Below are 13544 nucleotides of genomic sequence, written 5' to 3' on the forward strand. Positions count from 1 at the left end.
AAGAATAATCTGCCTTTAATCCGTTCCGGCATGATTGCCAGTCACCCTAAATTCAACTACAACGGAGAACCTATTTTTATCATTGATGCGCAAGTATTTCCCGGGTCAAGCGGCAGCCCCGTCTATATCGATTTAACGTATGAAAATATTAAAAATGGCAAGATAACTCTCGGAATTAAAGAGATAAAACTTCTGGGAATTGTATCTTCTACTATGATTCGAAATAATCGCTTAAAGGCAATTCAAACGTCCCATTTTGAAGTATGTTCTGAAGAGGTGCTTGGATTAGGAATAGTTTTCAAGTCCACTCTTATTAAAGAATTGATTGATAGCGCACCAAAATAAACTACGTTTCTATCAATTACTAACTTGGTCGGGTATTATGACCTTGATAGTTTATAATACCCGTTTTAATTTGTACCAGCTCATTGTCGAGGCCGATAGCATAGCGCACATAATGTTCAAAATGCTCATGGGGCAGCAACACCATAATGGTCGCATCATCCCTGTACCTTTACGCTTTCAGCGGAATTTTATGCCGAACTGACCGGAAGGCGCATGCCGGCCGTCCGGAATATGCACCATAGTCAAACAATTGTTAAAAATTTTTATTTTCTTTATTTTAAGTATAAATCAAAACCACCCGTTGAACGGGTGGTTTGCTCAGGCCCTATAAGGGCCTAACTCCAGTGGTCGCCCCCTTAAGGGGGCACCGAAACGGCCCGACAATCACACTTTTATTACTGGCAGCCCCCTACCCGGGGGCTCATTTTATGCCTTATTTCTCCGGCTCACCCGTAAACGGGTCAAACAATTCTTTCATACTAATCTGATCGTTGCTTATATCTTCTTGCAACTGATTGCGTATGTACTGCCGGATCGCCGTCTCATATTTTCCTACGGTATCGACATAATACCCTCTGCACCAGAAATGCCTGTTCCCGTATTTGTATTTTAAATTTGCATATTTGTCAAATATCATCAGGCTGCTCTTACTTTTTAAATAGCCCATGAACTCTGACACGCTTATATGGGGAGGGATGGTTACAAGCATATGGATATGATCAGGGCAACATTCTGCTTCCAATATTTCTACTCCTTTTCGTTGACATAAGTCGCGCAGTATTTTCCCAACGTCTGCTTTGATTTTTCCATAGATTACTTGTCTCCGATATTTCGGTGCAAACACGATATGATACTTGCATCTCCACTTGCTATGTGATAAACTTTTTACATCATCTTGCATGATAAAACCTCCTGTGTTTGATAGTGTGGTTGTCAGGCCACACCAATCTTATCACAGGAGGTTTTCTCTTCCGTTTACTAAAGTATTCTTTACCGACCCCCGGTTGAACCGGGGGTTTATTGGCGCTAAAGCCCCAAAAATATAGAATTGTAGTAAAATTAACTACAATTCTATATTTTATATCTAATGGGAGATATGTCAATAGCCGGCAATGAAAAAATTGGTCTTATCAATAAAACCGGCAACATTTTCAAAGGGTTATTGCTGATCTGACCTTCTTAACATGTATTGCAGCGCATTCCAGCGCACGCTTCAGGACTCCTGCCGGAAGGAAATGAACTATCAGTCTAAATCCCCATACAAATCTTCCTTATAAACCCCTTCAGCAATCAGTTTTCTGAAACTGTTTACCACAGCCGGCTTATCTTCTTTGTATGTGACGCCAAACCAACGGTCATGGGAGGACAGAACGGTAAACGCTACCCCTTCTTTTAACATGCCATCCGCAATAATGGGAAGCAAATATTCGTCTTTCATTGGATCAGACAGGTTTTCCAAAAATACAGGGAAGCCTTTTTTCAAGACCTCCATAAACGCCTGGGGATAGCACCAGAAATTCATAGACACCAGCGATTCCGTATCAACCGCAAAGCCGTTCGCCTCTGCGCCGTCGGCTGTTTTTATGATATTTTTCGTTTCCGTAATGCCGGTGAGTTTCCCGTCCTGCACAGCGCAAATGCCCCGGGTCACGCCGCCGTTATCGGATAAGGTGTTCTTTAACACATAACCAACCAGCCCGTACTGTCCCTTGTCCAAGAATTGCGCGGCTTTTACAAACCCCTCTTTGCCATAATAATCATCGGCATTGATTACGCAAAAGGGGGAATCCAGAAGGCCGTCACAGGCAAGCACTGCATGCCCGGTACCCCAGGGCTTGGTCCGGCCTGCCGCTTTTTCCCTGCCGGCGAAATCAGGAATATCCGACAATTCCTGAAAGGCGTATGCCACTTTCACATTATGGGCGCCACATATTTTTTCAATCCGGCTGCCAATCACTTCACGGAAATCCTTTTCAATATCATGACGGATAATAAAAACAATTTTATTAAACCCGGCCTCGATGGCATCGTGAATAGAATAATCAATAATAATGTGGCCGCAGTCATCCACCGGCTCCAATTGTTTAATACCGCCGCCAAAGCGGGAACCAATGCCCGCAGCTAAAATTACCAACGTTTTGTTCACAGATAGTGTCTCCTTTACAAATTTTATATTTTTATTAGCTAACCTAACGACTTAACTATTATACCCGTTCGGATTGTTTTTCTGCCAGTTCCAGGTATCCCTGCACATGTCTTCCAGGGTATGAACCGGTTTCCATTTCAAAACTTGCTGCGCTTTATCCGAATTGGCCCAGAACTCCGGCAGGTCCCCTTCCCGCCTGGGGCCAAATTCATAGGGTATTCTGACGCCGTTGCCTTCTTCAAAGGCACGGACAATTTCCAGCACACTGTAGGGAGTGCCGGTTCCCAGGTTAAACACCTCACAACCTTTATGGCTCGCAGCGTATTCCACCGCTTTGCCGTGCCCGTCCGCCAGATCCATAACATGGATATAATCGCGACGGCAAGTGCCGTCGGGGGTAGCATAATCCTGCCCAAAAATCGTTAAATGGTCACGGCGTCCAACGGCTACCTGGGCGATATACGGCATTAGGTTATTGGGAATACCCTGTGGATCTTCACCAATACGCCCCGATTCATGGGCGCCAATGGGATTAAAATAACGGAGTAACACAACGGAAAGATTTTTATCCGCTTTTGCCGCATCCTCCAGAATCTGTTCCATCATGGACTTCGTCCAGCCATAGGGGTTAGAGCAACGCCCCCGCTCCATGGTTTCAATATAAGGAATGGGATTCTTTTCCCCATATACGGTAGCGGAAGAAGAAAAAACAAAATTATGGACTCCGTTTTCCCGCATGCATTCCAGCAAAGTCAATGTGGTATCTATATTGTTCCGGTAATACTCAATAGGTTTCTGTACCGATTCCCCTACCGCTTTCAATCCGGCAAAATGAATCACGCAGTCGATTTTATTTTGCTGCATAATTATATTGATTGCCACATTGTCCTTTACATCGGCATCATACGAAATTACCTTTTTCCCGGTAATTTCTTCGATACGTTTTACCGCTACCGGACTGCTGTTACAATAGTTATCAACAATAACTACTTCGTGGCCTGAATCCAATAACGACACCGCAGTATGGGAACCGATGTATCCGGCTCCGCCGGCAAGCAAAATGTTCATATGTGCGCACCTTAATTTCAGTTTCTATAAATACTAAAAATCAATTAAAATATGTTTTATTATTATTCCGGATCATCTGAAATCCTTCTTTCCCCATGCATTGTTCTTGCATTTTCTTTTGTCAGAAAATATTCGGCCTGAGTCAAATCGTATTTTTGTTCATAATAATTAGATTTACATTGCAATATACCATGCATCATATCAAAAAGCAAATCATTAGTAAAAACTTTATTTCGATTATTGTTTAACCGGTCAAAAGTTTCCGGATATTTGTTTACATAATCCGGTGACAAATATATCCATAACGGAATACGAACCATTGAATAAAAGAAAGGATCAGAAACATGACAATATTCCATGTCCTCCCCATGATCCGAACAATATACCATTGCTTTCAACGATAATTTTCTATTCGCATATTGAAAGATTTTTTTTAACACTTCGTCTGTATATAATAAGCTGTATTTGTAATCCCTGTTATCTGACGAATCTGCTATAACACCTTTTTGGCTAAACGCTGCGGGAAAACGTTTAGCATAGTTATGATGACTTCCACTAATATGGATTACGATAAAATTATTCCTACTTTTATCGACACTGTTTAATGCTTTTACAACAGCAATGTCATATCCTCTAAGCCATTTTACGTTGTCAGCCTGATTTGCTATTACGGTAATGCCAGCATCCCAAATCGAACCCTTCCCCTGAGTGGAAATCCAGTAAGTATCATACCCGTTTTTTTTAGCTATATCCAATATTGTAACTGCCTGTTTTAATTCTATGCCATTGTACTGATTCACGTTTGTCAGGGCATGCGATAAGGCCATAACCGTATTTGAAAAGTTCGAATACGCCTTATCAAAAAAAATAAAGCTTTTGGAACGGCGCATGCTTCGTTCCCAGGGAGTCGTATTTTCTTTTAATTCGCTGTTAAAAGATGACATAAAATCCCGATTTGCGCTTTCTCCAATAACCAAAATAACCGTTTGTGGTTTCTGACTATCATTTTTCAAAATTTGAACTGTACCCGCATTCCGATGCACATTTTTTTTAAACTCAGAAAAAACATATAATGGTCCTCCGTCTAATCTGTACAGCGACTTATATCGGTCGAACGGGAAAATTTTCAAATGATAATGGTAAAAAATGCCTGTTGAGGCTAATACACACACTAAAAAAGTGCCTAAAGCAATTTCAGAATCTGTAACTTTTATTTTGCTAAAATTACTAACCACATAATATAATATAGCAAAGATTCCGCATAACGACACTGCAAACATCATTATTTCATTTTGTGAAAATATGGTTAACAAATATTCTTTTGCTTCCGTGAAATTAGTACCTAAAATCGACATAAAAGAAAAATCATCTATAGGGCGATGATATTTTCTAAAATAAACAAAACATGTAACAGGTGGAAGCGCACAGACAAACAGAAAAATCGTATAACAAAAAGAAATAATTCGTTTAATAAACATTTTAACACTAATGCTTCTATAAATGTAACTGAGAGAATAACAAAAAACGAACAACATGTTAGCGCCAAAATAATTATAAAAATAACTCGTGTAATTCTTATAATAGCCAAACAGATAAGAATAGATGATAGTCCAAAGCAAAGGAACTAACAATGACGTCAAGAATGCATTTTTTGAATTTTTAAAAGGGTACCCCCGCCTTAATAATACTATTAGAAAATATGTAAATATGCTGTTTTTACCAAAACTCAAAAGCAATTTTCGATTAATCGAAATAAAATTAATATCTGTAACATAAAAAGTTACAAACATAGGAATAAACAAAAACAGTAAAACAAAAAAACTCTCTTTCCAAACACCTACATTTTCAAAATGACCTTTTAAATGTAACAAAATGGATTTTCCAAGATTGCTAATCAACGAGGGGCCTCTTTTCTAAATTCAACCAAAATAGAACTATGACTTTTTGAATAGTTTTTTAAAATTCGGGGCAGCTGTTTTAATTCTTTTTCTTCAAGAAGATACGACAGTGATGTCTGTCTCATTAGTAAACTGCCAAACATTGCATTATTTATGTAGTCAATAAATAACGTTGCCCAGTCAAAAAAGGATCATCAAAAAATTATGAATCACCTTGGAAACAGCACGGGAAGAAAAGAATTATCCTAAAGTGTGAATATTCCGGTGCGGTGAAACCGCCTGTCCGGTAAATTGGAAACCAACAGTCCGGCGTCAGGAAACCGGTATTGTATTAATGCGGCGGAGCCGCTGTCCCAGAATAATTATCTCTGAGACAGACGGTCGCCAAAATTGGTAAACAGTTTTATTCGCTCTTTGCCGGATCCATCCCGTACACTTCTCTCATAGAGCGGTACTGGGTTGCATCGGCAGGAACAATATTGATCTTATAAGCATCGTGTTTAATCCTGTCCAAAATTGCTTCTGCCAATGGGCTTTCGTCTCCACCAAGCTGATCGTACCAACCGGCAGGGTCGTATTGTGAGCAGAAAATTGTTGAAGATCTTTTCCTTCTTTGATGAAGCAGTTCCAGAATATCGTGCTGTTCTGTTTCAGTAGGTTTCAATAGAAGCCATTCGTCAAGAATCAGCAATACGGATTTGGCATATTTTGCCAACACTTTCTTATAGTTCCCTTCGGAACGAGCCATATCCAGTTCCAGCAACATATCCGGAAGGCGGACATATTTGGTCTTGTACCGCTGCTTGCAGGCTTCCATGCCAAAAGCACAGGCCATATAGGTTTTTCCGCTTCCGGTAGCGCCGATAATGAAAATATTCTGGTACTCTGTAATATACTCGCAGGTTGCCAACCGTTCAATTAAGTTGCGGTTCAGCTTGCGACCGGACATATAGTTGATATCCGAAATATAAGCTTCCGGCTGGTCGAACCCGACATTGCGGTTAAGGCTTTTCAGCCCGTTGCTTTTCCGGTTATTATATTCAATATCTACCAGAAGAGCGAACCGGTCTTCGAAAGAAACCTCTTTCATTTTCGGATCGCTGGTCTGTGTAATATATGCATCTGACATAGAGGTCAGGCGCATTTCCAGTAATTTATCTACAGTACTGCCATCTCATGGTACACCGCGTTGACCTGCTGGTTATACCAGTCGTTGGTATGGATGACTGCGGTTTTGCAGTTGTCCGGTACAAGAATGCGGGTTACGCCGCCAAAATATTCATACATATGAACATGGGCGGTAATCCAGGCCTGTTGCTTCTCGTTAAGAAAAGCTTCCACGTAGGGATACTGGCTGTAGGTCATAACGCCTACAAACTGCCAGGCTTTCGTAATCTCGCCGGTGTCCGGGTCGATGATTTGCGCCGGGTCTCCGGCCCAGTCCACTTCAATCTGCTCGCCCGGTTTGCGGCTGATGTGCATGGTAGCACGGCGTTTCTGCTCATCTTGTTGGATATGATAGCAGAACTGTGAATACATGAGGGGCGTTTCACCGGACAGCCGGCACTCCTCTAAGTATTCTGTCCAGAGAAGTTTTTTGTTGACTCCGTTCCGGAGCAACTCCTTCTGGATGTAGTCGAAGTCCGGCATCTTCTTACCAGAGGATATTTTAACCGGAGCAGAGGGAAATAATTTCTCTGCAATGACAGCATCTGTTTCGTTTTCATCTAACGGCCAATACAGATTGATTTCTTTGGCATGTTTGAGAATACGGTTAACAGTTTTCTTAGAGGCACCGCAGCTGTCTGCAATGCTTTGTTGGCTGAGACCCAGGCTGGCAAGCCTGAGAATCTCACGGTACTTGGTCATATTTCTGACCCTCCTTAGAAAATATTTACGCGGTTAGCGCATAATATTATTCTAAGGAAAATAATTCATGGTTTCCACTACCGGAACAGCGGTTTCCGTTCTTCCGGAATGGCGGTTTCCTAATGCCGGACTACGTGGACACGGAGGCCGGAATATTCATAACGGTAATATCACTGACAAAGTCCATGGACCAGCGGTCATTAGGACCCAGAAGATGGCTTCTGTCCGGCGTTCCACGTTTTGCATAAATCTTTCGCTTAAGTTTTCGCTTAAGAGCAAGGCCGGCCTTTTTGTAGAGGCGATAAACCTTTTTATGATTAATATGGATGCCTTCTCTTTGAAGCATCATATTGATACGACGGTATCCAAACCGTTTCCAGCAAGATGCTATCGCTTGCATGGACTCCGTAATCTTTTCCTCTTCGGAATTGTCCCTGGGCTCGTAACGCTTCGTGCTGCGAGATATTCCTATCAGCCTGCAAGCTCTGCGTTCGCTGATGTGAAAGTCCTTTTGGATTCTTTCACATGTTGCACGTTTCGCTGCAGGCGTTACGAGTTTTTTGAGATAACGTCCTTCAGGATCTTGTTATCCAGCGAAAGATCGGCAACAAGTTCTTTGAGCTTTGCGTTTTCGGCTTCGAGCTGCTTCAGCCTTTTGATTTCTGAAACGTTCATATCACCGTATTTTCGTTTCCAGTTGTAAAAAGTCTGTTCAGCGATTCCCAGCTCCCGGACAATGTCGGTAGCTGGCCTGCCTCCCTCATGCTCTTTAAGTGCCTTGATGATCTGCTCTTCTGTGAAACGATTTTTCATGGCCTTTAATCCCCCTTTGTGGTAATTATACCACAGCCAGACTAAAGTTCAGAGTGGTTCAGTTTTTGGGGAGCAGGTCATACTTACTGATATTTTCATATCACTTTTGGAATAAAAAAGTGCGCACACCTAAAGCACGAACTTTTTTAAGAGCTGTAGTTTCGATAATTGTCCTCAATGCAGCTCACGTCTTTGCTTAGTTTGGAGTTGACTTGCAGTGTTAGCGCGAAATATATTATACGTTATCGTTAGAAAAATTGTTGCCCTGGAGTGAAAAAATAAAATTAAAGACATGTTTTGCCGACCGGCCAACGCCGGTCTTTTTTCATGCGTCAAGGCAGTATGTTATTAGGTGCTTACGTATAACTATTCTCGGTGGAAAATTACCCGTTCAAGTTCTTCATATACCTTCATAGAATTATCAACACACTTAGCCAAATTTCTTTTAAAAACTTCTGGGTTAATACTGGTTCTAATACCGCAAATATTTTTAATACGCCCAGTCGCATCTTTAACGTTCTGGTTGACGATATCCGTCACAAAATTATCATATTCGGTTTCATTAAAAACCAATTTATTTAGAGAGCAGTATTTTATAAGAACTTCTTTATCATACAAATAATTTTCTAATTCAAATCGTTTAAGTACTCGGTGATTAGAAGAATTATTCTGTAAATAACACTGTCGTTGGCCTTCCTCAACAATTCTACCCGAAGCCATATCTCTGTCTTTTAAAACTAATATTTCAATATTTGAAAACACTTTTGAAAGAATTACTATTGCAAATTCGCTTCGCTGATCAAGTTCAGTATTTCCACCACTAGAAACAAATAAGGTCTCTGGATATTTTTCACCAAAAATTGTATTGAAAACATTGGCGTCAAGCCCTTGTTCGCACCCCATAGACGATGGTCTGTCCCGTCCTTCGCAATAGATTATTCTTTTAGGTGCAACCAAGTTCGTAAGATCATCTAACGCCGTTTGAAATAACTCTTTCCAAGTAGACCGACATTTAACCAAAGGTCGTAATTCATATGTCTGTGATGCCCATTTGTTTTCTTCACTAAATTTAATAATTTGCGATTCTGCATTCAGTTCTTCCTGCAAGGCACGCAAAAAACCAATACTATGGGTCGCAATCCAAATCTGGCAGTTTTTAGGTACCATTTTGTTAATTTCAAACAATAGTTTCCTCTGAATTGCCGTATTCAAATGTAGTTCAGGTTCATCAATAATATATATTGAGTCAGTATAGACATCTTTCCGAAGATATAAATCCAGTAAAATATCAACTACTTCCTTCTCACCCGAAGACAGAACATTATAACTAAACGCTTTCGGTGTGTCATCTTTAGAAAAGAAAATTGCGCCTTGTCCCGAATCAATACTTCCAAGATTGTCAATTGTTAATGAAATACAATTTTGTATAGCTACATTTAATTCATCAATTACATGCCTTTTTGCCTCTGAAGGACGCACATCATTTTCATCTCTATATTTTTCATATTTAATTTTTAAACGCCGGTAATTTTGTTCAATGCGCTGATCCAAATCAGAAGCTGAAGATGCTCCATAATTATTTGTCCGTAAATCACTTACTGCTTCTGAGTTTCTAACATCAAGTGTGCCATTATAGCGAAACGAACTCCTAAAAGAAAAAACTATATTTTGTTCACCAGTCTCCTGTTTTCTATAAAAAACATCCTCAAATGTTCCTTCGTCAAAAACAATCTCAATATTTTGATAGTTATAGCCAGGATTGTTAGTTAGTGAATGGTAAGTATAACTTTTGGAATTCCCTTGGTTGCCAATAGGGGAAAAATTGTTATTCACAAATAACATGCTGTCAAAAACACTACTCTTTCCACAACCATTCGGTCCGACAAGAGCAATAATACGCGCAGGATTTGCACCTAAGTCAATTGTTAAATCGTGAAATCTTTTATACCCTTTTAAATGCAACTTTTTTATCTTCATTTTTCATTGACCTTTTGTTCTTAACTTCCGCCAGCACGTTCATCTTATGGTTGCTAAATTTAAACAGTTTGACAAAAAGGGACTGCAAAAAAGCAACCCCTTATCAAAAACATCTTACCACATCTTTTAAATATGCCACAAACTTTTCCCGCAATTCCAGTCTGCGCAGGGCATATTCCACCGTGGCTTCCAAAAAAAACTGCTTGTCACCCACATCATACCGGCGGCCTTCAAAATTGTAGGCATTTTCCACCATGTCCGTTACGGCCAAAGCGCGAACTTTTTTATAATCTGTTTTTTCAATAATTTTTTAATTCCACAAACTTCTACGCACTCTACACACCTTTCCTCTTTTTTTACCATGTAGTTCCCGTTCCAGATTTCTGACCTTTTTCTTCAATGTCTCCAAGTCAAAGCTCTCTTTTGACTTTTCTTTTTCAGAAATATCCAGAGAATACATTACGGTAAACTTAACTTCTTTCCCTTTCGTACGTAACAGCAAGGTGTTCCTTAAATGATCCGCCGGATTGCCAGGCGTCATTGCAGTATAGATTTCGATACCCGGCACATATGGAATATTAATGGTAAGTTTTCTTCCATCATGGTCTTTAAAAACAGCACAAAAAGCTTTTTCTGAAACCACTTTTCGTACTTGATAAAACAATTCATAACTTTTTCCCAATGACTCAACAGCCACATTTTCTAAACTGTATTCCGCCTCTCCTTCGCAGTGGAAAAGCCAATCATATAGATGTTCTGTATCAGATTGTATTTCTAAACAGTCTTTCACGGCATTACTTTCTTCCGTCAGGCTACGTTTTATATTCCTGATTCCGGGCCAATCTTCGACACTTGCTTCAATTCCGCCGGCAATTTTGGTAATCTTTGTCTTCATTAACTTTTTCGGCTGTCCCCCGTCAACGCTTATGGTATTATGGGACAGGGACGCCCTGTACCATGAATCGTTGATTAAAGAGCCATAGCCCGGCGATCCCAAATCTGCCGAAAACGGAGGAATAATAACAGACAGGAAATCCCTGTGCATATGGTTTGCAACGCAGGAACCGCTTTTCAGCAGCACGGGGAACGGTTTCTGCAACATTACTATATGATCGTCAAAAAATAAACGGATATTATTAAAGATTTTGTTTTCATACAATAAGGAAGTCGGTTCGTCAAAAACTTCCGGGAATTTATCTCTGATTACCGCCACCTGATCTAACAACGGCTTGCTTTGACAGATTGCAGCTGCCTGCATAATCTGCTTCGCATAATCTTTCAAAGTCAGAGGATACCAACCGTCATTTAAGGATAAAATACGACAGGTATCATAGGTCAGTCCCATTGGCGCCTGATACATTTTATCCAGCATCAGCAGCATTTTACTTTTAGGCTCACAATCAACATAAAGCTCACAAAAATAAGTCAGGCCCTCTAACATATAATAATGGTAGTGCAGGGAACCCTCATACCACAGGAAGTCCTTTGTCAGACCCTTTTCCAACTGTTCATATAAGCCAAATTTACTGTCTAATGCAAAATTAACTAAATCTTTTTTATCAAAAACAAGACCTGCCATTCCTATGCAGGACAGAAGCCAGACAGAAATATTGTTATAACTCGTAACCTGGGGAATAAGAAACTCCGCCATTGGCCCAAACAGTTTCACATACCATTCTTCAAGCTTTTGCGCGTCTAAAAAACCACGACAATAATAAACAGCTTTTAATACGTAAATACCCCAAACCGCTTCATCCAGCGACTGGGCCATTATTTTTCCTTTCCCGGCATGCTGTCCATGAATTGGGAAAGAATTGTAAAAGTCAGCATAAAAATCAATATACCTATTCAGAAATTGCAACGCCTTATCTTCTCCGGCAAGGGCGCACACGATTACGTTATCCATGTTTTCCGCAAAGTATCGGCGGTATTGATAAACCCATGCTTCATAATACTTTTGCCCCGACGCTTCTGTTTTGCAATTTGGACAGCAGAATTTTGTATCTCCAGAAACATTTTTTGTTATTACATCAAAACTCATCAGCGTCGTACATTTAGGACATACAAAATCATGCAGCCAGCCTGATGTTAGCTGAATTGAGTCCGCAAAATTTTCATCCATAAACTGCAATTTTGCCAATGCGGATTTTAACCGTTTGTTTTCCACTAAATTACTATTTGTTTTTTCCCTGTCAAGCATTTAATTCTTCAAATCTCCTAATAGTTATTAATTCATTATTTTGATTATTTGTTAAGGTTCCAAAATGAAACTTCGTATAAAATTTCTTTTTCCAATTTCGTCATAATATGAATCTGGATATTCTGTCACCTTCATTCGTTTCCAATGCTTCTGGCTCAATTCTTCTTTAATAAGTTTTTGCACTTCTTTCTCTTGCATGGAATTAATTTGATAAAAGCATAAACTTACAGCAATATTAACAAAGCTTTTTTCTACTTCACAAAAAACACCTTTTTCATGCAGTTTATCATATAAAGATTCTATCGCGGTAATAAAACACAGCGGGTGAAGCGTTTTTTTACTTGTTAAAGCATTTGGTAATCCTCTTCGATAATTATAAAAAATCTGATCTAAATAGGCTATTCGCGCCGCCAAACAAAAAGATGAAAGCACAAACATTACATCTTCATTATTGTGCAAAGTTTGAAACGATAAGTTTTCGTTACGTAGAAATTCCGTACGATACAATTTATTCCAAACTGGAACATTTGCAATTTGCATAATTTTATCAGGACAATTTTTCCTATTAACTACCTTGCTATTTCCAAAAATTCGTTTGTCTGGCAGAAATTTGAATTGACCATACACTTTCGTTATGTTGTTATAAGTTCTTGCACCAAATAAAACAATATCGGCATCTGTATTCTCAGCTGTATGAACAACATTTTCAAGAAGACCATCTTCAATAAAATCATCTGAGTCAATAAATAAAGTGTATTTCCCTGAAGCAAATTCGAAACCTTTATTACGAGCCGCACCTAATCCTGAATTATCTTGGCGGATGACCTTGATTCTTTGATCTTTTTTATGAAATTGTTCCAAAAGTTGTCCCGTATCATCAGTTGAGCCATCATCCACCGCAATAATTTCGAAATTGCTAAAACTTTGTTTCAAAATACTCTGCAAACACTCGCCAAGAAATTGTGAAACATTATAGCATGGCAATATAATAGAAATAAATACTTCAGAACGTTCATGAGTACAGGCTCTTAAGTAGTTACTTTTTTTTTTGCAATTCCAGTAATTTCATTAGGTATATTTTACGTTCCTGTGATAATGCCTGTTCACATTTAATGAGTTTTCCTGATATTTCCGCATGTTGTTTATATGTAATTTCAAGTTCTTTTTTTAATGTTGTTTCCGTTTCTGTCAGCTTCCTTGCGACTTCTGCCTTGGCCTGTTCTGCCTT

13 protein-coding genes and 1 pseudogene are annotated in these 13544 nt (G+C 39.5%); 1 reads left to right on the forward strand and 13 read right to left on the reverse strand.

Annotated elements, in window-relative coordinates; genetic code table 11:
• Positions 1-30 precede the first annotated feature (30 nt).
• The gene (locus BM159_RS09000) at positions 31-345 is read left to right on the forward strand and encodes a hypothetical protein (protein ID WP_093913915.1); all 315 of its coding nucleotides are present in this window, start codon (positions 31-33) and stop codon (positions 343-345) included.
• Between the two features lie 433 nt (positions 346-778).
• Here the strand turns inward: BM159_RS09000 and tnpA are convergent, their stop codons facing one another.
• The 13 genes and pseudogenes from tnpA to BM159_RS11985 form a co-directional block, all read right to left on the reverse strand.
• On the reverse strand, positions 779-1246 hold the full coding sequence (tnpA, locus tag BM159_RS09005) for an IS200/IS605 family transposase (protein WP_093913916.1): 468 nt from the start codon (positions 1244-1246) through the stop codon (positions 779-781).
• Between the two features lie 342 nt (positions 1247-1588).
• Positions 1589-2491: a sugar phosphate nucleotidyltransferase gene (locus tag BM159_RS09010; RefSeq protein WP_093913917.1), complete on the reverse strand. Its 903-nt coding sequence runs from the start codon at positions 2489-2491 to the stop codon at positions 1589-1591.
• A 51-nt stretch (positions 2492-2542) separates the two neighbouring features.
• Positions 2543-3559, reverse strand: coding sequence for a UDP-glucose 4-epimerase GalE (gene galE, locus BM159_RS09015; RefSeq protein WP_093913918.1), 1017 nt, complete (start codon positions 3557-3559; stop codon positions 2543-2545).
• 62 nt (positions 3560-3621) lie between these two features.
• Entirely contained in the window at positions 3622-5457 is a 1836-nt protein-coding gene (locus BM159_RS09020; RefSeq protein WP_093913919.1) for a phosphoethanolamine transferase, read from the reverse strand.
• A 403-nt stretch (positions 5458-5860) separates the two neighbouring features.
• Complete coding sequence (locus BM159_RS09025) at positions 5861-6601, reverse strand: ATP-binding protein (RefSeq protein ID WP_093913920.1); 741 nt, start codon at positions 6599-6601, stop codon at positions 5861-5863.
• Between the two features lie 23 nt (positions 6602-6624).
• Positions 6625-7326 (reverse strand): annotated as a pseudogene (locus BM159_RS09030) (transposase); the annotation flags it as partial.
• 130 nt (positions 7327-7456) lie between these two features.
• On the reverse strand, positions 7457-7843 hold the full coding sequence (locus BM159_RS09035; RefSeq protein ID WP_342745756.1) for an IS3 family transposase: 387 nt from the start codon (positions 7841-7843) through the stop codon (positions 7457-7459).
• Between the two features lie 32 nt (positions 7844-7875).
• A complete protein-coding gene (locus BM159_RS09040) occupies positions 7876-8139 on the reverse strand; it encodes a transposase (protein ID WP_093913922.1) in 264 nt (87 codons plus the stop codon).
• Positions 8140-8505: 366 nt separating this feature from the next.
• On the reverse strand, positions 8506-10116 hold the full coding sequence (locus BM159_RS09045) for an AAA family ATPase (RefSeq protein ID WP_093913923.1): 1611 nt from the start codon (positions 10114-10116) through the stop codon (positions 8506-8508).
• 103 nt (positions 10117-10219) lie between these two features.
• Complete coding sequence (locus BM159_RS11850) at positions 10220-10387, reverse strand: hypothetical protein (RefSeq protein WP_218149561.1); 168 nt, start codon at positions 10385-10387, stop codon at positions 10220-10222.
• 39 nt (positions 10388-10426) lie between these two features.
• The gene (locus tag BM159_RS09050) at positions 10427-12316 is read right to left on the reverse strand and encodes an alginate lyase family protein (RefSeq protein ID WP_093913924.1); all 1890 of its coding nucleotides are present in this window, start codon (positions 12314-12316) and stop codon (positions 10427-10429) included.
• Positions 12317-12367: 51 nt separating this feature from the next.
• The gene (locus BM159_RS09055; RefSeq protein ID WP_093913925.1) at positions 12368-13300 is read right to left on the reverse strand and encodes a glycosyltransferase family 2 protein; all 933 of its coding nucleotides are present in this window, start codon (positions 13298-13300) and stop codon (positions 12368-12370) included.
• A gap of 52 nt (positions 13301-13352) precedes the next feature.
• The coding region (locus BM159_RS11985; protein ID WP_177205988.1) for a hypothetical protein at positions 13353-13544 on the reverse strand (192 nt) is incomplete at its 5' end.

The sequence above is a fragment of the Succiniclasticum ruminis DSM 9236 genome (genome assembly GCF_900112895.1).
GTDB lineage: Bacteria > Bacillota > Negativicutes > Acidaminococcales > Acidaminococcaceae > Succiniclasticum > Succiniclasticum ruminis.

Bases quoted from the DNA above. Each gene is read 5' to 3' on its own strand.
- tnpA (WP_093913916.1), bottom strand. From the start codon at position 1,246: ATGCAAGATGATGTAAAAAGTTTATCACATAGCAAGTGGAGATGCAAG.
- BM159_RS09025 (WP_093913920.1), bottom strand. From the start codon at position 6,601: ATGCGCCTGACCTCTATGTCAGATGCATATATTACACAGACCAGCGAT.
- BM159_RS09000 (WP_093913915.1), top strand. From the start codon at position 31: ATGATTGCCAGTCACCCTAAATTCAACTACAACGGAGAACCTATTTTT.
- BM159_RS09050 (WP_093913924.1), bottom strand. From the start codon at position 12,316: ATGCTTGACAGGGAAAAAACAAATAGTAATTTAGTGGAAAACAAACGG.
- galE (WP_093913918.1), bottom strand. From the start codon at position 3,559: ATGAACATTTTGCTTGCCGGCGGAGCCGGATACATCGGTTCCCATACT.
- BM159_RS09045 (WP_093913923.1), bottom strand. From the start codon at position 10,116: ATGAAGATAAAAAAGTTGCATTTAAAAGGGTATAAAAGATTTCACGAT.
- BM159_RS09040 (WP_093913922.1), bottom strand. From the start codon at position 8,139: ATGAAAAATCGTTTCACAGAAGAGCAGATCATCAAGGCACTTAAAGAG.